Source organism: Kitasatospora brasiliensis (genome assembly GCF_032654805.1).
GTDB lineage: Bacteria > Actinomycetota > Actinomycetes > Streptomycetales > Streptomycetaceae > Kitasatospora > Kitasatospora brasiliensis.
On sequence record NZ_JAUOOW010000002.1, the window covers coordinates 234420 to 254299 of the forward strand.

Here is a 19880-nt window from a genome sequence, read left to right on the forward strand (position 1 = left end):
CCGGTCAGCCCCGGCCGATCACCGGGGCGAGCCCGGCCGACCGGTCGACCGCCTGCGGGAAGCCGCACTCCGCGAGCCAGTTGGCGAGCATCCGGTGCCCGCCCTCGGTGAGCACCGACTCGGGGTGGAACTGCACGCCCTCGACCGGGAGTTCACGGTGCCTCAGACCCATGATCACGCCGCTCCCGGTGCGCGCGGTGACCACCAACTCGGCCGGTACGGTGGCCGGTTCGACCGCGAGCGAGTGGTAGCGGGTCGCCGTCAGCGGCGACGGCAGGCCCGCGAACACCCCGCCGTCCTCGTGCTCGACCGGCGAGGTCTTGCCGTGCAGCAGCTCCGGCGCCCGGCCGACCACCGCGCCGTACGCGGCCGCGATCGACTGGAGGCCCAGGCAGACGCCGAACACCGGCAGCCCGATCCGCGCGCAGTGGTGCACCATCTCGATGCAGACCCCGGCCTCCTCCGGGGCGCCGGGCCCGGGGGAGAGCAGCACCCCGTCGAAGCCCTCCGCGCCGTCCCGGCGGACGGCGTGCTCGACGGTCACCTCGTCGTTGCGCACCACCTCGCAGGTGGCGCCGAGCTGGTACAGGTACTGGACCAGGTTGAAGACGAAGCTGTCGTAGTTGTCCACCACCAGGATGCGGGGCGGGGTCGGCCGGGTCGTCATGCGCGCGTGGTCTCCGTGGGATGCGGTGCCGGAAGGAAGTGAGGGCCGGCCGGCTCAGCCGGTCGCGGCGCCGTCGCCGCCGTCCACCGTGACGTCACCGAAGGGGAGCAGCGGTTCCGCCCACGGGAAGACGTAGGTGAAGAGGACGTAGACGATCCCCAGCACGAGGAGCAGCGAGATGACGGCCCGGACCAGGGTGTTACCCGGGAGGTGACGCCAGATCCAGCCGTACATGGTGCTCCCTCGACGTAGCGGACTGGGGTCAAGAGTAGACCGGCTACCCGCTGCCGCGGGGCAGGTCCGCTACTGCTGGCCGCCCGCCGAGCGCAGCTCGGTGGTGCCGGAGTACCCGGGCAGGGTCAGCTCCCCGCTCTCCTGGACCTTCCAGCCCAGCCCGTAGGCCTGGACGTACTGGAGGTAGTTGCCGATCGTCGGGTCGGCGTCAACGGCCGAGCGCAGCGCGTCGGTCTTCCCCACGGCCTTGACGACGTACGGCGGGGAGTAGACCCGGCCCTGGAGCAGCAGGGTGTTGCCGACGCAGCGGACGGCGCTGGTGGAGATCAGCCGCTGGTCCATCACCTGCACGCCCTCGGCGCCGCCCCGCCACAGCGCGTTGACCACGGCCTGGATGTCCTGCTGGTGGATGACCAGGTCGTTGACGCCGGGCTCGGGCACCCCGGGGATGCGCGCGGTGGCGTTCGGCGGGGCGTCGTTGAGGGTGACGGTCAGGCCGCCGCCCTGGAGCGGCTCCAGCGCGGCGCCGGAGCGCAGGCCGCCCAGCTGGGCGGCGTCGGCGGGGTTGTGGCCCTGCTGCTCGGTGAGCTCCTGGGCGCGGGCCTGGAGGTCGGCGAGCTGGGACTGCGCCTGCTGGTTCTGCGCACTGCGCTGGCGGACCACGTCGCCGAGGCTGAGCAGCGAATTGTCGGTCCGCAGGTCGGTGCCGCGGGCGGTCTGCGCGCTGACGTAGAAGAGCAGCCCGGCGAGCGCGAAGACGGCGCAGGTCAGGGCACGTCCGACAATTCGGGTGCCGGAACGGCGGGTACGGGCCGGCTCAGGGGGAATCGACAAATTCGTCACCGTACCCTTATCTCCTCTAGACCCGCCGAGCCACTACGCTAACGGACGCCGGTGGCATGTGGCGGAGCGGTCCCCCAGGGCGTTCTCCACGGTCAGCGCCGGCAGACTCACCCGCTGCACGTCCGCGCGGTCTCACAGCGCATCGACAGGAGAGCTCCTCGTGCCGAAGTCCCGACTCCGCAAGAAGTCCGACTACACCCCGCCGACCACGGCCGCCGCGGTGAAGATCAGCTCGGGCCGCGGTTGGGTCGCGCCGCTGATGCTGGCACTGTTCCTGATCGGCCTGGTGTGGATCGTCACCTACTACGTGACCAGCGGCAGCTACCCCGTCGAGAGCTGGCGGAACTGGAACATCCTGGTCGGCTTCGGCTTCATCGCCGCCGGCTTCGGTGTCTCCACCCAGTGGAAGTGACGGACCACCCGTCCTGAGGTTCGGCTTCGAGCCGTTCTCCGCCGCTTCGGATCGCTCGTCCCGGGGCGGCGGTCAGGCATGCCCGGAGGCCGTAGGAAAGCCGGTCGGCCCGGTCGGTTATCCCCATCATCGGATGGTCTCGCTTATCCACATGGTTATCCACACTGGGGAAAAGTCCCCCCAGCCTGTGGATAACTTTTCCGCACCGGACTTTCCACAGCTGTGCACAACCGCGCGGAAACCTGGAAACCGCACAGCGGGACACGCGTAGAACAACAGTCCACACCCGGCCGGTCGCACAGCCTGTGCACAACCCCGCACCCGCTGTGGACAAACGTCCGAGGGGATCAGGCCCCGTAGAGGGACATCCCGACCAGCAGCAGCCCCGCCTCGACGGCCACCGCGCCCGCCACCGTCAGCGCCTGGACCAGGCCGCGGCGCTCGCGCGGGGCGTACATCAGGCCGGCCGCGGTCAGCGAGCCGAGCACCAGACCGCCGACGTGCGCCCGCCAGTCGATGCCCGGACGGGCGAAGGTGACGATCAGGTTGAAGACCAGGAACGCCATCGCCGGGCCCAGCGGGCCGCGGTTGCGCAGCTGCATCACGATCGTGGCGCCGATCAGCCCGAAGACCGCCCCGGAGGCGCCCACCGAGTTCATCCAGTCGCCGGCGATCAGGAAGGCGAAGGTGCTGCCGCCCAGGCCGGAGACCAGGTAGAGGGCCAGGAAGCGCAGCCGGCCGAGCGCCTGCTCCAGCGCCGGGCCGAGCCAGAACAGCACCAGCATGTTCATCCCGACGTGCCAGAACTCCAGGTGCAGGAAGGTGGCGGTCAGCAGCCGGTACCACTGGTGGGGGCCGTCGGCGATGCCCGCCGGGCCGCCGAGGATGTCCCGCCCGGCGCTGAACAGCGACCAGGTCTGGCCCAGGCGCGGGCTGAGCACGAAGGCCGCCAGCACCCAGACCACGACGTTGAGCCCGATCAGCACCCGGGTGACCAGCCCGCCGTCGGCGGCCAGGGCGCCACCGAACCGGGTGGTCGCCCGTCGCGCGGCGGCGTGGCCGCTGCCGACGCACTCGGGGCACTGGAAGCCCACCGAGGCGGCCACCATGCACCGGGGGCAGATCGGGCGCTCACAGCGGGTGCAGGAGACCCCGGTGGGGGTCTGCGGGTGGCGGTGGCAGCCGGGCAGTCCGGCCTCCGGGGACCGATCGGCCGACGGCCGCGGCTCGTCCGGGAGCATCAGCGGGGTCCCCTTCCCGTACACGACCTCCGAAACCGCCAGCCTACTGCGGCACCCCCGCCACCGGACCCCGCCACCGGGACACTCCCCCGTTCCGCCGCCCCGCAGGGGCCCGCGGACAGCCCACCCGACATGCCCTCCCGGCCCCACCCCTCCGCTCCGCCACCCCGCAGGGGCACCCCACCTACGGCCCACCCGACATGCCCTCGGACAAATCAGGATGCATGATCAGCATTCAGGTGGATATGTGCATAAAGGACGCCACCCAGGAGGAGAGACTCGTGAGCTTTACGGATTCGGCCCGAGAGACGGCCACCAAGACCCGGGACACCGCCGCACAGTTCGCGGACGGCGCCAAGCAGCGCCTCGGCCCCGCCTTGGACGCCTTCGGCCCGAAGGCCTCCCAGGCCGCCCACAATCTCCGCATTCAGTACGACAAGCATCTGGCCCCACAATTCGGCCAGGCCTTCGCCAGCCTGTCCCCCGAGGCCCAGCAGAACGCCCTGAAGGCCCTCCACCGGGCCCAGGAGGCCGCTCTGGCGGCCCGACTGTCCGCCACCCAGGCAGTCGACCAGGCGCGCTCCACCGTCGCCCCCAGGGTCGCCCAGGCGGTCGATCAGGCCCGCTCCACCGTCGGCCCGGTCGCCCACGAGGCCCAGGCCCGGGGCGCGGCCGCGCTGACCGCCCTCCAGGGCAACGTCAGCTCGGCCGAGATCAGCGAACTCGCCGCCCGGAACGCCAGGAAGGAGCGCTGCAACGGCCTGGCCACCGGTCTCGCCGTGGCCGGCCTGCTGGCGATCGGCAGCGGCATCGTGGCCTGGCAGTGGTGGCGCCGGCACAGCAACCCGGAGTGGCTGGTCGAGCCCCCGGTCGTGCAGGAGCCCCGCCCGGCCGGCGCCCACGCCGCCTCCACCCCGGTGAACGGCTCCGACGCCGCCGAGGCCCCGGTCGTCGAGGACGACGGCCCCGCCGCCGAGGACGGCCCCGAGCCGCGCTGACCGTCCCGGGACTCCCCCGGAACGCCGATCGGCCGCCGACCGGGATTCCGGTCAGCGGCCGATCGGCGACTGCTGTGAACTGTGGAGCATAGGAGACTCGAACTCCTGACATCTGCCTTGCAAAGGCAGCGCTCTACCAACTGAGCTAATGCCCCTCGACGGCACTGCGCGTGCCGACGGGCACTAGCGTACCGGGTTCCGGCGCGATTCCCAGCGCCGTCCCCCTCGGAACAGCGCCGGCTCCGGAGGCGCCGTCCGACGCCTCCGGAGTTCGTCGATCGTCAGATCGTCCGGGGCTCAGCGACCGGCCGGGACCGGGTCGGTGGCCTCGGTCCACAGGTCCTGCTCGGCGCGGTCCGCCTGGACCTGACGGTAGACAAAGAAGCCGCCGAGGGCGACCAGGGCGACCAGGAGAAGCTTCTTCACCGCGGGACCTCGTCCTTCTTGCAGTTGGTGGACTCAAGAGCCGGATCCGGCCGGAATGACCGGGCCGACGAGTCCAGATGTGTTTCGAGCTCGAACGGGCGGACCGGTTGCCAGACTGCCCTTGCGGCCGATGATACACACCGGTGTCCCAATCGTGACCAGCCACCGGCACGGTCAACCCGGCGGCCCGGTCCCAGGATTGACGCCGTACCTCCTGGCAGCCGCTCCGACTGCGGAAACGGCCGCGGGGCACGGCCGTGCGGACGGCCGCGGAACCGACCGCGTCGACGGCCGTGGAACCGACCGCGGAAACGCCGAAGGGCCCGGAGTGGATCACTCCGGGCCCTTCGTGGAGGTGGGCCTAACAGGACTTGAACCTGTGGCCTCTTCCTTATCAGGGAAGCGCTCTAACCGTCTGAGCTATAGGCCCTCACCGAACAGAGATCGTACCGGACTCCGGCCGGACCGAGGCCCCACCCGATCTCAAGAAGTGTCGAAGGGCCCGGAGTGGATCACTCCGGGCCCTTCGCGGTTGTGGGCCTAACAGGACTTGAACCTGTGGCCTCTTCCTTATCAGGGAAGCGCTCTAACCGTCTGAGCTATAGGCCCTTGCCGCACTGAAAGATTAGCGGACCGACCGCCGATCTCCCAAATCCGGGCCGACCGGGGCCGCGGCGCCGCCCCCGGTGACCAGCCCCGGCACTCCGGCGGCCGGGCGCAGCAGCCACTCCTCGCGGGTCGGCGGCAGGCCCGCCGCGCCCTCCTCGGTGCTGCGGACGGCGAGGACCTGGTTGATCCCGATCCGGTTCTGTTCGAAGGCGAGCGCGCTGGCCGCCATGTACAGCCGCCAGACCCGGGCCCGGCCGCGGCCGACCAGCCGGACCGCCTCCGTCCAGTGCGCCTCCAGGTTGGCCACCCACTCGCGCAGGGTCAGCCCGTAGTGCTCGCGCAGCGACTCGACGTCCCGGACCTCGAAGCCGGCCTCCTCCAGCCGGGCCACGGTGGAACCGACGGGGGAGAGCTCGCCGTCGGGGAAGACGTAGCGGTCGATGAAGGGGCTGGTGCGGTGCGGTTCACCGGGGAGGTCGGGGCGGCGGGCGATCTGGTGGTTGAGCAGCCGGCCGCCGGGCACCAGCAGCCGGTACAGGCCCTCGGCGTAGACCCGGTACTGCTCGGAGCCGACGTGCTCGGCCATCCCGACGCTGGAGATCGCGTCGAAGGGGCCGTCGGCGATCTCCCGGTAGTCCTGGAGCCGGACCTCCACCCGGTCGGACAGGCCGGCCTCCTCGACCCGGGCGCGGGCCAGCGCGACCTGCTCCTTGGAGATGGAGACGCCGACCGCGGTGACCCCGTAGTGCTCGGCGGCGTGCAGCAGCAGCGAGCCCCAGCCGCAGCCGACGTCCAGCAGCCGCATCCCGGGCCGCAGGCCGAGCTTGCGGCAGATCAGGTCGAGCTTGGCCTCCTGGGCGGCCTCCAGGCTCTTCGCCTCCGGCGTCCAGTAGGCGCACGAGTAGACCATCGAGGAGCCCAGGACGAGGCGGTAGAAGTCGTTCCCGACGTCGTAGTGGTGGCTGATGGCCTCACGGTCCCGGCTGCGGCTGTGCAGCCGCCCCTGGGCCCTGCGGACCTCCTCGCGGGGCGGCTCCGGCTCCAGGCCGAGCGCCCCGACCCGCAGCGCGGTGGCGAGCGCCCGGCGGCCCCTGGCGCCGAGGGCCTCGCGCGGCCCGAGCTCCAGGCCGCGGATCTCCGGCAGCTCGGCGAAGCGGGCGACGGCGGAGAGCGTCTCGTACAGGTCGGTGCCGGGGGCGAGTTCCACGTCCCCCGCGACGTAGGCGCGGGCCAGGCCCAGCTCGTCCGGCCGCCAGACCAGTCGGCGCAGGCCCCTGCGGTTGCGCAGCACGACGGTGGGCGCCCCCGGTGGCCCGGCGACGCTACCGTCCCAGGCCTGCACCCGCAGTGGCACCGGGACCCCCAACAGCCCTTCCAGTGCCTCGACCAGTTGACCTGCGAGCTTCCCCATCGCGCGCCTCCGTCCAGTCGTCCTGTGGAACCACAGCTGACCCGGTCAGCCGACCGGGGGAGGCCCACGGCACGCCGCGGGTGACCTGCTGTCACCCGAAACGCCGACGGGCCCCGCCCGGCTGCAACAGCCGGTGGGGCCCGCGCATTCCGCCCGTGGACGGGAAACTGAGCGACCGTCAGGTTTCGGCCAGGATCAGTCCTCTTCGGCCAGGGTGAGCTCGACGCCGCCGGTGAAGCCGGCCGCCGCGTTGTAGATGAACGCGGAGAGCGTGGACAGGGCGGTCAGCAGCACGACGTCGACCACGGCGATCAGCGTGGTGAAGGTCATCACCTTGCCGAAGCCGACGTAGTCCATCAGGTTGACGCCGCCGGCGGCGTCCGAGCCGGTGACGTCCTTGAGGGTCTTGCTCAGCGAGTCGAAGACCCCGAGCGAGTCCAGCGTCATCCACAGCACCGCCGCGGCCACGATGATGATGATGCCGACGGCCAGCGACAGCAGGAAGCTGACCTTCATCACGGACCACGGGTCGACCTTGGTCACCCGCAGCCGGGCCTTGCGGGTCCGGCCGAGGCCGACACCGCCGGCCGCGGGGGGCCCGGCGGGGCGGCGCGCCGCTCCCGCGCCGGCGGCGCCGACCACCGGGGTCCCGCCGGGCGGGGTGTTGCCGCCCGCGGTCCGGGTGCCCCGGGCCGGGGTCGGCTGCCCCTTGGCGTACGTGGTCGGCTGCGAGAAGCCGCCCTTGCCCGCGCCACCGGTCGGCGGCATCACCGAGGTGGACGCGGCCGGGTGCTCGGCCGGCGGCTGCGGGACGCCGTACGAACCCCCACCCTGCGCGCCCGGACGGCCGCCGGAGGTTCCTCCCGCAGCACCCGTGGCTCCACTCACCTGGTCCTCCCGCACTTCCCACCAGGACGGCGGCGCCGCCCTGCTTCGTCACTCGTCACCCAGCGCCCGGCGGGTTTGCCCGGAACTGGTCGGCGTCGGTGCCGCCGCATCCCTCCAGTGGGACGCGGCGGCACCGGTCTGCGGTTCGGTTCAGGCCTCGACGTCTCCGCCGACCACCGTCTCCGTACCTTCGGCCGTCTCGGTGGACTCGGTACCCGTCTCCTCGTCCTCCGCCGTCTCCTCGTCCTCGGCCTCCGCGTTGCGGGCCATGCCCACGACCGCGTCGCGCTTTCCGAGGTTGATCAGTTGGACGCCCATGGTGTCACGTCCGGTTTCACGAACCTCGGAAACCCTCGTGCGGATCACCCCACCCGAGAGGGTGATGGCCATGATCTCGTCGGACTCGTCGACCACCAGTGCGCCGACCAGCGAGCCCCGGCCCTCGACGATCTTCGCCGCCTTGGTGCCGTAGCCACCACGTCCCTGGACACGGTACTCGTCCACATCGGTGCGCTTGGCGTAGCCGCCGTCGGTGGCGGTGAAGACGTAGGTACCCGGACGGACGACGTTCATCGAGAGCAGTTCGTCGTCCTCGCGGAAGGACATGCCCTTGACGCCGGAGGTGGCGCGGCCGGTGGGCCGCAGGGCGTCGTCGGTCGCGGTGAAGCGGATCGACTGGGCCTTCTTGGAGACCAGCAGCAGGTCGTCCTCGGCGGAGACCAGCTCGGCGCCGATCAGCTCGTCGTCCTGGCCCTCCTCGTCCTGGCGCAGGTTGATCGCGATCAGGCCGCCGGAGCGCGGGGAGTCGTAGTCCTTGAGCGCGGACTTCTTCACCAGGCCGGCCCGGGTGGCGAGGACCAGGTACGGCTTGTCCTCGTACGTGCGGACGGCCATCACCTGGGTGATGTGCTCCTCCGGCTGGAAGGCCAGCAGGTTGGCCACGTGCTGGCCGCGGGCGTCGCGACCGGCGTCCGGCAGCTCGTAGCCCTTGGCCCGGTAGACCCGGCCCTTGTTGGTGAAGAACAGGATCCAGTTGTGGGTCGTCGTCACGAAGAAGTGGTCGACGATGTCGTCCTGCTTGAGCTGGGCACCGCGCACGCCCTTGCCGCCGCGCTTCTGCGAGCGGTAGAGGTCGGAGCGGGTCCGCTTGACGTAGCCGCCACGGGTGATCGTGACGACGATGTCCTCCTCGGCGATGAGGTCCTCGATGGAGAGGTCGCCGTCGGACGGGATCAGCGTGGAGCGCCGCTCGTCGCCGTACTTCTCGACGATCGCGGTGAGCTCCTCGGAGATGATCTCCCGCTGACGGGTCGGCGAGGCCAGGATCGCGTTGTACCCGTCGATCTTGCGCTGGAGCTCGTCGTGCTCGTCGGTGATCCGCTGGCGCTCCAGGGCGGCCAGGCGGCGCAGCTGCATCTCCAGGATGGCGTTGGCCTGGAGCTCGTCGATGTCGAGCAGGTCCATCAGGCCGGTGCGGGCGGCGTCGGCGCTCGCCGAGGCCCGGATCAGCGCGATGACGTCGTCGATCAGGTCCAGGGCCTTGAGCAGGGCGCGCAGGATGTGGGCGCGCTCCTCGGCCTTGCGCAGCCGGAAGCGGGTGCGCCGGACGATGACCTCGACCTGGTGGTTGACCCAGTGCCGGATGAAGGCGTCCAGCGACAGGGTGCGCGGCACGCCGTCGACCAGGGCCAGCATGTTGGCGCCGAAGTTGGTCTGGAGCTCGGTGTGCTTGTACAGGTTGTTCAGCACGACCTTGGCGACCGCGTCGCGCTTGAGCACGACCACCAGGCGGGTGCCGGTGCGGGACGAGGACTCGTCCCGGACGTCGGCGATGCCGGCGATCTTGCCGTCCTTGACCAGGTCGGCGATCTTCAGCGCGAGGTTGTCCGGGTTGACCTGGTACGGCAGCTCGGTGATCACCAGGCACTGGCGGCCCTGGATCTCCTCGACCTCGACGACGGCCCGCATGGTGACCGAGCCGCGGCCGGTGCGGTAGTAGTCGTCGATCCCGCGGCGGCCGACGATCAGCGCGCCGGTGGGGAAGTCGGGGCCCTTGATCCGCTCGACCAGGGCGTCCAGCAGCTCCTCGGCCGAAGCCTCCGGGTTCTCCAGGTACCAGAGCGCGCCGGAGGCCACCTCGCGGAGGTTGTGCGGCGGGATGTTGGTGGCCATGCCGACCGCGATGCCGGTGGCACCGTTGACCAGCAGGTTGGGGATGCGGGCCGGGAGGACGGTCGGCTCCTGCGAGCGGCCGTCGTAGTTGGGCGCGAAGTCGACGGTCTCCTCGTCGATGTCGCGCATCATCTCCATGGCGAGCGGCATCAGCTTGCACTCGGTGTAGCGCATGGCCGCTGCCGGGTCGTTGCCCGGGGAGCCGAAGTTGCCGTTGCCGTCCACCAGCGGCATCCGCAGCGACCACGGCTGGGCCAGGCGGACCACGGTGTCGTAGATCGAGGTGTCACCGTGCGGGTGGTAGTTGCCCATGACGTCGCCGACGACGCGGGCGCACTTGTAGTAGCCCTTCTCGGGGCGGTAGCCGCCGTCGTACATCGCGTAGAGCACGCGGCGGTGCACCGGCTTGAGGCCGTCGCGGACCTCGGGCAGCGCACGGCTGACGATCACGCTCATCGCGTAGTCGAGGTACGAGCGCTGCATCTCGGTCTCAAGCTCGACCGGCTCGATCCGCATGGTCGCCTGGGCGGTGGCCTCGGCGGCCTCGGGCGTCTCGGGCTGGTCGCCTTCGGGACGGTTGTCGTCGACCACTGGTGGTCAGTTTCCTTTCACGCGGACTGGAACGTGCGGGGCCTGGGATGCGGGCCGCGTCACACGTCCAGGAAGCGGACGTCCTTGGCGTTGCGCTGGATGAAGGAGCGGCGGGCCTCGACGTCCTCGCCCATCAACACGGAGAACAGCTCGTCGGCGCGGGCGGCGTCCTCCAGGGTGACCTGGAGCAGCAGCCTGTGCTCGGCGTCCATGGTGGTGACCCGGAGCTCCTCGGCGTTCATCTCGCCGAGACCCTTGAAGCGCTGGATCGCGTCGTCCTTGGGCAGCCGGCGCCCGGCCTCGACCCCGGCGGCGATCAGGGCGTCGCGCTCGCGGTCGGAGTAGGCGTACTCGAAGTCGTCCTTGCCCCACTTGATCTTGTACAGCGGCGGCATGGCGAGGTAGACGTACCCGGACTCGACCAGCGGCCGCATGAAGCGGAACAGCAGGGTCAGCAGCAGGGTGCGGATGTGCTGACCGTCGACGTCGGCGTCGGCCATCAGGACGATCTTGTGGTACCGCAGCTTGGACTCGTCGTAGTCCTCCTGGATGCCGCAGCCGAACGCCGAGATCAGCGCCTGGACCTCGGTGTTCTGGAGGACCTTGTCGACCCGGGCCTTCTCGACGTTCAGGATCTTGCCGCGGATCGGCAGGATGGCCTGGGTGCGCGGGTCGCGGCCCTGCTTGGCCGAGCCGCCGGCGGAGTCACCCTCGACGATGAAGATCTCGCACTCGGCCGGGTCCTTGGACTGGCAGTCGGAGAGCTTGCCCGGCAGCGAGGCGGACTCCAGCAGGCCCTTGCGGCGCGTCAGGTCGCGGGCCTTGCGGGCGGCGACGCGCGCGGTGGCGGCCTGGATGGACTTGCGGATGATGTCCGCGGCCTCGTTGGGGTTGCGGTCCAGCCAGTCGTTGAGCTGCTCGTGGACGACCTTCTGGACGAAGGTCTTGGCCTCGGTGTTGCCGAGCTTGTCCTTGGTCTGGCCCTCGAACTGCGGCTCGCCGAGCTTGACCGAGATGATCGCGGTCAGACCCTCGCGGATGTCCTCGCCGGAGAGGTTGTCGTCCTTCTCGCGGAGCAGCTTCTTGTCCCGCGCGTAGCGGTTGACCAGGCCGGTCAGCGCGGCGCGGAAGCCCTCCTCGTGGGTACCGCCGCCGTGGGTGTGGATGGTGTTGGCGAAGCTGTAGACACCCTCGGTGTAGGAGGAGTTCCACTGCATCGCGATCTCCACCGAGATCGCCTTGTCCTTGTCCTCCGCCTCGAAGTCGATCACCGAGGGGTGGATGACCTCGCCCTTGCGGGAGTTGAGGTGGGCGACGAAGTCGGCGATGCCGCCGTCGTACTTGTACGTGACGGAGAGCGGCTCGCCCTCCTCGTCCACGTGGTCGGCGCGCTCGTCGGTCAGCGAGATGGACAGGCCCTTGTTGAGGAAGGCCATCTCCTGGAAGCGGCGGGAGAGCGTCTCGAAGGAGTAGACGGTGGTCTCGAAGATGTCGCCGTCGGCCCAGAAGGTCACCGTGGTGCCGGTGCGGTCGGTCTCCGCGCCCTTGACCAGGGCGGCGGTCGGCGCGCCCATCTTGTAGTCCTGGGTCCAGATGTGGCCGTCCTTGTGGATCTCCACCGAGAGCCGGGTGGACAGCGCGTTCACGACCGAGACGCCGACGCCGTGCAGACCGCCGGAGACGGCGTAGCCGCCGCCGCCGAACTTGCCGCCCGCGTGCAGGACGGTGAGCACGACCTCGACGGCGGGCTTGTCCTGGCCGGGGACGATGTCCACCGGGATGCCTCGACCGTTGTCGACGACGCGGATCGCGCCGTCGGCCATGATCGTGACGTCGATGGTGTCGGCGTACCCGGCCATCGCCTCGTCGACGGAGTTGTCCACGACCTCCTGCACCAGGTGGTGCAGGCCTCGCTCACCGGTGGAGCCGATGTACATGCCGGGGCGCTTGCGGACGGCGTCGAGGCCTTCCAGCACCTGGATGTTGCTACCGGTGTAGGAAGCCTGGTCGGTCTGGTCTTGGGTCTGGCTGGGGTTGCCGGAATCGGCCACGAAGCGCCCTCTCTGGCACAGCACGGGCCGCATCCCCTGCCCCGTGCGGGCGGGCGTGCGACCACAGCGTTTCGACTCGGTTGCCACTAGCAACAGTGTTTGGCTTTCAGTCTACCGGTACGACTGACAGAGATGGGCGTTTGGCAGCCCTTGAGGGCAGATATGCCGCCCTGAATCCCCTCTGCACATGTCCCGATACTCGACCGGGGGGCCCAGGGCGCCTGGAAGGGCTGTCAGGGGTTCCGGAAGATCGCCATCCGATCAGCGCTCCCGAGGACCGGTCGACTTCCCGGTCAGCCCCAGGTGTCGCCCGGCCCCTTGCTCCCCGGCGCACGCAGCCGGCCGTAGCCGCGGGCGGGCGCCGCCGGGCCGAGCACCTTGATGGTCTTGACCGTCCCATGGCCCAGCTCGTGGTTCAGACGGGCCACCAACTGCCGTGCCAACCAGCGCAGTTGGGTGGCCCAGGCGGTGGAGTCGCACTGCACGGTGAGCACCGCGGCGGCCTCGTCGTAGGAGGAGGGGTGGCAGTGCGCGGCGATGTCCGGGCCGACGATCTGCGGCCAGCGGCCCATCACTCCGCCGACCGCGGCCGAGGACTCCCAGCCGCGCTCGGTCAGCAGCCGGTTCAGCGCGGCGCCCAGCGGGACGGGGTCGCGGCCGTCCGAGCGGGCTCCGCTGCGCAGACCGGTCCGCTTCGCCTCGCGCTTCTCCCGGACCTGCTCGCCGCGCTGGCGGGCCTGGGCCCGGGCCGCCCGCAGCGCGGAGCGGGCGAGGTCGGCGCCGGTCGGCTGCGCGGGGCCGGGCTCGGACGCGGCGGGCTTGGCTCCGGATTTGGTTCCGGGCTTGGTTCCGGGCTTGGGGGAGTGCTCCGCCGGCTCGCTCACGGCGAATCTCCTTTCCCCAGCCTGTGGACAACGCTGAGCGATCCAGCGTACGGGAGCGCACACGGGACGGGCCGCCGGGTGCGCCCGACGGCCGGGGGGTACGGGGAGAGCGGTCAGGCGTCGATCCGGCGCACCGCGCCGTCGGAGACCGCGAAGCGGGCGCCGGCCAGCGCCTTCGGCACGTCCTCGGCGACCGCGGCGGTCACCAGCACCTGCTCGCCGCCGGCCACCAGCTCGGCCAGCCGGTCCCGGCGGGCGGCGTCCAGCTCGGCGAACACGTCGTCCAGGATCAGCACCGGCTCGCCGCCGTCGGCGCGCAGCAGCTCGTACGAGGCCAGCCGCAGCGACAGCGCGTACGACCAGGACTCGCCGTGGCTGGCGTAGCCCTTGGCGGGCAGCGGGCCCAGCTTGAGCCCCAGCTCGTCGCGGTGCGGGCCGACCAGGGTGACGCCGCGCTCGACCTCCTGCTTGCGGACCGCCTGGAGCGCGGCCAACAGCTGCTCCTCGGCCTGTTCGCGGCTGGTCGGCAGCTCGCCCTCGAAGGAGCTGCGGTACTCCAGCGCGGTCTCGCCGCCGCCGGGGGCCAACTGCCCGTAAGCGGCCGTCACCAGCGGTTGCAGGGCGGCCACCAGCTGGATCCGGAAGGCCGTCAACTCGGCTCCGGCCCTGGCCAGATGGCCGTCCCAGACCTCCAGGGTGGAGAGGTCGGCGCCCTTGCCGCCGCCGGCCCGGCGGGCCATCGCGGCGGTCTTCAGCAGGGCGTTGCGCTGCTTGAGCACCCGCTCGTAGTCCTGCCGCACGCCGGCCAGCCGGGGGGCGCGGGCGGTCAGCAGCTCGTCCAGGAAGCGCCGCCGCTCACCCGGGTCGCCCTTGACCAGGCTGAGGTCCTCGGGGGCGAACAGCACGGTGCGCAGCAGGCCCAGCACGTCGCGCGGGCGGACGTTGTCGGAGCGGTTGATCCGGGCCCGGTTGGCCTTGCCCGGGGTGAGCTCCAGCTCGACCAGGGTGGAGCGGCCGCGGTCCACCACCGAGGTGCGGATCACCGCCCGCTCGGCGCCCAGCCGGATCAGCGGGGCATCGGTGGCGACCCGGTGGCTGCCCAGGGTGGCGACGTAGCCGATCGCCTCGACCAGGTTGGTCTTGCCCTGGCCGTTCGGTCCGACGAAGGCGGTCACGCCCGGGTCGAGGGGAACCTCGGCCCGGGCGTACGACCGGAAGTCAGCGAGCGACAGATGCGCGACGTGCATGGCTGTGGACTGCGCCCGCCTTCTGTGGAGAACTCTTCGGTTACTTGGACTCGACCGCGTGGCCGCCGAACTGGTTGCGCAGGGCGGCGATCATCTTCATCTGCGGCGAGTCGTCCTGGCGGGAGGCGAAGCGGGCGAACAGCGAGGCGGTGATCGCCGGCAGCGGCACCGCGTGGTCGATCGCGGCCTCGACGGTCCAGCGGCCCTCGCCGGAGTCGGCGGCCCAGCCGCGCAGCTTGGCCAGGTGCTCGTCCTCGTCCAGGGCGCGGACGGCCAGGTCCAGCAGCCAGGAGCGGATCACGGTGCCCTCCTGCCAGCTGCGGAAGACCTCGCGCACGTCGGTGACCTCGGGGGCGGCCTCCAGCAGCTCCCAGCCCTCGGCGAAGGCCTGCATCATCGCGTACTCGATGCCGTTGTGGACCATCTTGGCGAAGTGGCCGGCGCCCACGGCGCCCGCGTGCACCGAGCCGAAGTCGCCCTCGGGCTTGAGCGCGTCGAAGACCGGCTGGACCTTGGCGACGTGCTCGGCGTCGCCGCCGTACATCAGGGCGTAGCCGTTCTCCAGGCCCCAGACGCCGCCGGAGACGCCGCAGTCCACGAAGCCGATGCCCTTGGCGGCCAGCGCCTCGGCGTGCTTGATGTCGTCGGTCCAGCGGGAGTTGCCGCCGTCGACCACCACGTCGCCGGGGGAGAGCAGCTCGGCGAGCTCGTCGACGGTCGCCTGGGTGGCGGCGCCGGCCGGGACCATGACCCAGACCACGCGCGGGCCCTGGAGCTTGGTGACGAGCTCCTGGAGGCTCTCGACGTCCGAGATGTCCGGGTTGCGGTCGTAGCCGATGACGGTGTGGCCGGCGCGGCGGATCCGCTCGCGCATGTTGCCGCCCATCTTGCCGAGACCGATGAGGCCGAGCTCCATGACCAAGTCCTTACCTGTGGTGTCGTGCCTGACGGCGGCGCCGTTGCCGCACTCCCTGAGCCTACGCGTTGGAGCGGCTCCGGCCGCCTGGGGTCGGGCCGACCGGGGGAGACGTCCACAGGCTGTGCACAGCGGGTGTGCACAGCCTGTGGACGCGAGGGCGGGGCGGGATCAGCCGGAGAGGCGGACCGGCATGATCAGGTACTGGTAGGCCTTGTCCTCCTCGGCGTCCACCGAGACCTTGCCGCTGAGCAGCGCGGGCTTGGTCGGGGTGGTGAAGCTGAGCTGGGCGAAGGGGGAGTCGATGGCCTTGAGGCCCTCCTCCAGGTAGCCCGGGTTGAAGGCGATCGAGATGGCGTCGCCCTCCAGGGAGGCCTCGATCCGCTCGGTGGCCTGGGCGTCGTCGCCCGAGCCGGCCTCCAGCGTCAGCACGCCCTCCTCGAAGTTCAGGCGGACCGGGGTGTTGCGCTCGGCCACCAGCGAGACGCGCTTGAGCGCCTCCAGGAAGGGCTGGGTCTGGATCGCGGCGACGGCGTTGAACTCCGTCGGGAACAGGCTGCGGAACTTGGGGAACTCGCCCTCCAGCAGCCGGGTCGTCGTCCGGCGGCCGGCGCCCTCGAAGCCGATCAGGCCCTCGCCCGCGCCACCCGAGGAGAGCGCGATGGAGACGTTGTCGCCGCTGCCCAGGGACTTGGCGATGTCCTGGAGCGTCTTGGCGGGGACCAGCGCGACGGCGGAGATGTCCGACTGCTCGGGCTTCCACAGCAGCTCGCGGACGGCGAAGCGGTAGCGGTCCGTGGCGGCCAGGGTGATCTTGTCGCCCTCGATCTCGACCCGGACACCGGTGAGCACCGGGAGGGTGTCGTCGCGGCCGGCGGCGACCGCGGCCTGGCTGACGGCGGAGGCGAAGACGTCGCCGGAGACGGTGCCGGTGGCGGTCGGCATCTGGGGGAGCGCGGGGTACTCGTCCACCGGGAGGGTGGGGAGGGTGAACCGGGAGCTGCCGCAGACCACGCTGACCCGCTGGCCGTCGGTGGAGATCTCCACCGGCCGGTTGGGGAGGTTGCGGGAGATGTCGTTCAGCAGCCGGCCGGAGACCAGGACGGTGCCGGCCTCCTCGACGTCCGCCTCCAGCTCGACCCGGGCCGAGACCTCGTAGTCGAAGCCGGACAGGGCCAGGCTGCCCTCCTGCGCGGTCAGCAGCAGGCCGGCCAGCACCGGCACCGGCGGCCGTGCCGGGAGGCTGCGGGCAGCCCAGGCCACCGCCTCCGCGAGGACGTCACGCTCCACCCGGAACTTCACCGGTAACCGCCTCCTGGATCGAGCGCTCCCGCTCGCACTCTGTGGTTCGTCTGATCTTGATCGTCGGTTCGGGCTGTCCGCCGAGCTCCGCGCTCCGCTTCCAGTCGCAAGGACAGTCTGACGTACTCCGCCGACAGACGGGGCAGACGGGCGGAAGCGACCCGAACAGTTGTCGGGGCCCGGTTGTCCACAGATTCGGGGCCCACCCACTTTGAAAGCAAGTCCGGGGTCTAAATGTGTAGTGGTAGTAGTAGGGCCTGTGGAAACCGTGGATAACCCCGTTTCCGCAGGTCAGGGCCCGAATTTTGTCCACAGGGACTGTGGATCGCGGCTGTGGACGAACACGCCCCGCTGTGGACAGCCGAGCGTTACCCACAGGGCACGCTCGGTATCCACAGGTTATCCCCAGGGCTGTCCCCAGATCCGGGCCCGGTTATCCACGGACGCCGGTCAACTTTTCGTGACGCCTTTCACACCAGGGTATGAACGCCAGCTCACGGTTGTCGAACTGTGGACGCCGCTGTGGACAACCTGGGGATAACCGCCCCCGGCCTGGGGACAACCGGTGGATAACTCGGACGGCCTACTGTGGACCCGTCAATTGTCCACACCCTGTGGATAACTGTTGTGCACAAGTCCACAGGCACCTGACCTGCGCGGAAGAGCGTAGCGGTGACGGGCCTGTGGACGAATTCTGGATAACTCCGCGGCCCCGGCCCTGTGGACGGCGCGGAAGGGGCCCGTCCTGTGGACAACGGCCCTGCGCGCCCCCGGGGTTCGAATCACCGGTCAGCTGTTCGGCCGAGGCTGTGGACTGGCGGAGCGTCCGTCGATCGCATCCCTGCCCAGCCGGCCCGCGACGCACACCTGCGGGAGCGCGAAAAGGGCGTCAGGATCGCTCCTGACGCCCTCCGGCCGTGTCGGGGACGGCGGCTAGCTCTTGATGCGGTTGGTCAGTTCGGTGACCTGGTTGTAGATCGAGCGCCGCTCGGCCATCAGCGAGCGGATCTTGCGGTCCGCGTGCATCACCGTGGTGTGGTCGCGGCCGCCGAACTGCGCGCCGATCTTCGGCAGCGAGAGGTCGGTGAGCTCCCTGCACAGGTACATCGCGATCTGACGTGCCGTCACCAGCACGCGGCTGCGCGAGGATCCGCAGAGGTCGTCCACGCTCAGGCCGAAGTACGCGGCGGTCTGCTGCATGATGACCTGCGCGGTGATCTCCGGACCGGCGTCCTCGTCCCCGCCCGGGATCAGGTCCTTGAGGACGATCCCGGCCAACTCCAGGTCCACCGGGGCCCGGTTGAGGTTGGCGAAGGCGGTGACCCGGATCAGCGCGCCCTCCAACTCCCGGATGTTGCGGGTGATTCGGGACGCGATGAACTCCAACACGTCGGCGGGAGCGTTGAGTTGCTCCTGGATCGCCTTCTTGCGCAGGATCGCGATCCGGGTCTCCAGCTCCGGCGGGGTGACATCGGTGATCAGCCCCCACTCGAAGCGGTTGCGCAGCCGGTCCTCCAGCGTGGTCAGCAACTTGGGCGGCCGGTCCGAGGAGAGCACGATCTGCTTGTTCGCGTTGTGCAGGGTGTTGAAGGTGTGGAAGAACTCCTCCTGCGTGGACTCCTTGCTCGCGAGGAACTGGACGTCGTCCACGAGCAGGATGTCCATGTCCCGGTAGCGGCGGCGGAAGGTGTCCGCCTTGCCGTCCCGGATCGAGTTGATGAACTCGTTGGTGAACTCCTCGGAGGACACGTAGCGCACCCGGGTGCCCGGGAAGAGACTGCGCGAGTAGTGCCCGATGGCGTGCAGCAGGTGGGTCTTGCCCAGCCCGGACTCGCCGTAGATGAAGAGCGGGTTGTACGCCTTGGCCGGGGCCTCGGCGACCGCCACCGCCGCCGCGTGCGCGAAGCGGTTGCTCGCGCCGATGACGAAGGTGTCGAAGAGGTACTTGGGGTTCAGCCGGGCGGCCGGCTCGTCCTTGCGCGAGCCGCCGGCCGGGGGAGCGCCGGGCGGGGCGGGCACCCCGGGGACGCCGGGACGCTCGGAAGCGCGCTCCGGGGCGGCCTTGTCCGACGGACGGCCGCCGGAGGGGCGGGAGCCGCCCGCGCGGCGACCGGCGCCGGTGCGGGGCTGCTCGTTCGGGCCGGGGCCGTAGGCGCCGCCGAAGAGGTCGCCCTGGGTGGTCGCGGGCGGGCCGGGGACGGGCCGGGGCCGGGGCGTGGGCTCCTCGGGCTCGTGGTAGGCCGGGGGCTGCTCCTGGTAGCCGCCCTGCCAGCCCTGATTGCCGGCCGGGCCGCCGTATCCGCCCTGGCGCTGCTCGTAGCCGCCGGTGTCGTAGCGGGGACGCTCGTAGTCCTGCTCGTACGGCTGGCCGTGCTCGTAGGGCTGCTGCTGGTAGCCCTGGCCGCCGTAGTCGGGGGCCTCCTCCTCGGCCGGGCCCGGGTAGGGCTCGGCGGGGGCCTGGGAGGCGGGGGCGGTCGGCATCGCGCTGGCGTCGACCATCACGGCGATCCGGACCGGGCGGTTGAGCTCACGACTGAGGGCTTCGGTCAGCTGCGGCAGCAGCCGGCCCTCCAGCACCTGCTTGGCCCGCTCGTTCGGGGTCGCCAGCAGGGCGGTGTCGTGCATCATCCACATCGGCTGGGTGCGCTGCACCCACTGCTTGTCCATCTCTCCGACATCGGGGTCGCTGACCAGCCGCTCGACGACCCTGGCCCAGACCGGGACGAGGTCGCTGTTGACATCAGCCACTGGTGCACGCTTTCCAAGAACAAACCAGACAAGTTCTGCAACGGTAGTCAGCGAACAGGGTCGGATCAAGTCGTTGTCCACAGGCTGTGGGTAAGACGGGCCGCGAACGGCTGGTTTGACCCTCGCGCCCCGTCCCGCGTACCGTAACCAGGTCGAGTTGTCGATGGCCGCTGCCGCATGTCCGCGGGTCCGCCCGCTCCATAAGGCGCGCAGCACGGGCGCCGTGGATTGTCTCAGACC

The 19880-nt window shown here is 70.8% G+C and carries 16 protein-coding genes and 3 tRNA genes; 2 read left to right on the top strand and 17 right to left on the bottom strand.

What is annotated here, in order from left to right; all coding sequences use genetic code 11:
- Positions 1 to 4: 4 nt before the first annotated feature.
- The 3 genes from QWJ13_RS08925 to QWJ13_RS08935 form a co-directional block, all read right to left on the bottom strand.
- Positions 5 to 667 (bottom strand): aminodeoxychorismate/anthranilate synthase component II, encoded by a 663-nt coding sequence (locus QWJ13_RS08925; RefSeq protein ID WP_316522180.1) that lies wholly within the window; start codon positions 665 to 667, stop codon positions 5 to 7.
- A 54-nt stretch (positions 668 to 721) separates the two neighbouring features.
- On the bottom strand, positions 722 to 901 hold the full coding sequence (locus QWJ13_RS08930) for a hypothetical protein (protein WP_316522182.1): 180 nt from the start codon (positions 899 to 901) through the stop codon (positions 722 to 724).
- A gap of 69 nt (positions 902 to 970) precedes the next feature.
- Positions 971 to 1735 carry a DUF881 domain-containing protein gene (locus QWJ13_RS08935; protein WP_432277467.1) on the bottom strand — a complete coding sequence of 255 codons (765 nt, stop codon included), beginning with the start codon at positions 1733 to 1735 and terminating at the stop codon, positions 971 to 973.
- Positions 1736 to 1904: 169 nt separating this feature from the next.
- On the opposite strand from QWJ13_RS08935, the gene crgA reads away from it, so the two are divergent.
- Positions 1905 to 2156 (top strand): cell division protein CrgA, encoded by a 252-nt coding sequence (gene crgA, locus QWJ13_RS08940; RefSeq protein WP_316522185.1) that lies wholly within the window; start codon positions 1905 to 1907, stop codon positions 2154 to 2156.
- Between the two features lie 347 nt (positions 2157 to 2503).
- On the opposite strand, the gene QWJ13_RS08945 is transcribed toward crgA, so the two are convergent.
- On the bottom strand, positions 2504 to 3397 hold the full coding sequence (locus QWJ13_RS08945; protein ID WP_316522187.1) for a rhomboid family intramembrane serine protease: 894 nt from the start codon (positions 3395 to 3397) through the stop codon (positions 2504 to 2506).
- A 281-nt stretch (positions 3398 to 3678) separates the two neighbouring features.
- On the opposite strand from QWJ13_RS08945, the gene QWJ13_RS08950 reads away from it, so the two are divergent.
- Positions 3679 to 4395 (top strand): DUF5324 family protein, encoded by a 717-nt coding sequence (locus tag QWJ13_RS08950; RefSeq protein ID WP_316522190.1) that lies wholly within the window; start codon positions 3679 to 3681, stop codon positions 4393 to 4395.
- 82 nt (positions 4396 to 4477) lie between these two features.
- Here the strand turns inward: QWJ13_RS08950 and QWJ13_RS08955 are convergent.
- The 13 genes from QWJ13_RS08955 to dnaA all read right to left on the bottom strand — a co-directional run bounded on the left by QWJ13_RS08955 (position 4478) and on the right by dnaA (position 19640).
- Positions 4478 to 4550 (bottom strand) — tRNA-Ala (locus QWJ13_RS08955).
- 142 nt (positions 4551 to 4692) lie between these two features.
- A complete protein-coding gene (locus tag QWJ13_RS08960; protein WP_014137031.1) occupies positions 4693 to 4821 on the bottom strand; it encodes a DLW-39 family protein in 129 nt (42 codons plus the stop codon).
- A 356-nt stretch (positions 4822 to 5177) separates the two neighbouring features.
- Positions 5178 to 5251: transfer RNA gene (locus tag QWJ13_RS08965), tRNA-Ile, on the bottom strand.
- 105 nt (positions 5252 to 5356) lie between these two features.
- Positions 5357 to 5430, bottom strand: a tRNA-Ile gene (locus QWJ13_RS08970).
- Positions 5431 to 5446: 16 nt separating this feature from the next.
- Entirely contained in the window at positions 5447 to 6841 is a 1395-nt protein-coding gene (locus QWJ13_RS08975) for a class I SAM-dependent methyltransferase (RefSeq protein WP_316522207.1), read from the bottom strand.
- A gap of 195 nt (positions 6842 to 7036) precedes the next feature.
- A complete protein-coding gene (locus QWJ13_RS08980; protein ID WP_316522210.1) occupies positions 7037 to 7729 on the bottom strand; it encodes a DUF3566 domain-containing protein in 693 nt (230 codons plus the stop codon).
- Between the two features lie 150 nt (positions 7730 to 7879).
- A complete protein-coding gene (gene gyrA / locus QWJ13_RS08985) occupies positions 7880 to 10417 on the bottom strand; it encodes a DNA gyrase subunit A (RefSeq protein WP_432277489.1) in 2538 nt (845 codons plus the stop codon).
- Positions 10418 to 10551: 134 nt separating this feature from the next.
- Positions 10552 to 12567, bottom strand: a complete 2016-nt coding sequence (gene gyrB / locus QWJ13_RS08990) for a DNA topoisomerase (ATP-hydrolyzing) subunit B (RefSeq protein ID WP_316522216.1) — start codon at positions 12565 to 12567, stop codon at positions 10552 to 10554.
- 269 nt (positions 12568 to 12836) lie between these two features.
- Complete coding sequence (locus tag QWJ13_RS08995; RefSeq protein WP_316523949.1) at positions 12837 to 13301, bottom strand: DciA family protein; 465 nt, start codon at positions 13299 to 13301, stop codon at positions 12837 to 12839.
- 239 nt (positions 13302 to 13540) lie between these two features.
- Positions 13541 to 14674 carry a DNA replication/repair protein RecF gene (gene recF / locus QWJ13_RS09000; RefSeq protein WP_316522217.1) on the bottom strand — a complete coding sequence of 378 codons (1134 nt, stop codon included), beginning with the start codon at positions 14672 to 14674 and terminating at the stop codon, positions 13541 to 13543.
- Between the two features lie 40 nt (positions 14675 to 14714).
- The gene (gene gnd / locus QWJ13_RS09005; protein ID WP_316522219.1) at positions 14715 to 15590 is read right to left on the bottom strand and encodes a phosphogluconate dehydrogenase (NAD(+)-dependent, decarboxylating); all 876 of its coding nucleotides are present in this window, start codon (positions 15588 to 15590) and stop codon (positions 14715 to 14717) included.
- A gap of 171 nt (positions 15591 to 15761) precedes the next feature.
- Positions 15762 to 16892, bottom strand: a complete 1131-nt coding sequence (gene dnaN / locus QWJ13_RS09010; protein WP_316522221.1) for a DNA polymerase III subunit beta — start codon at positions 16890 to 16892, stop codon at positions 15762 to 15764.
- Between the two features lie 933 nt (positions 16893 to 17825).
- The gene (gene dnaA, locus QWJ13_RS09015; protein ID WP_316522222.1) at positions 17826 to 19640 is read right to left on the bottom strand and encodes a chromosomal replication initiator protein DnaA; all 1815 of its coding nucleotides are present in this window, start codon (positions 19638 to 19640) and stop codon (positions 17826 to 17828) included.
- Between the last annotated feature and the right edge of the window lie 240 nt (positions 19641 to 19880).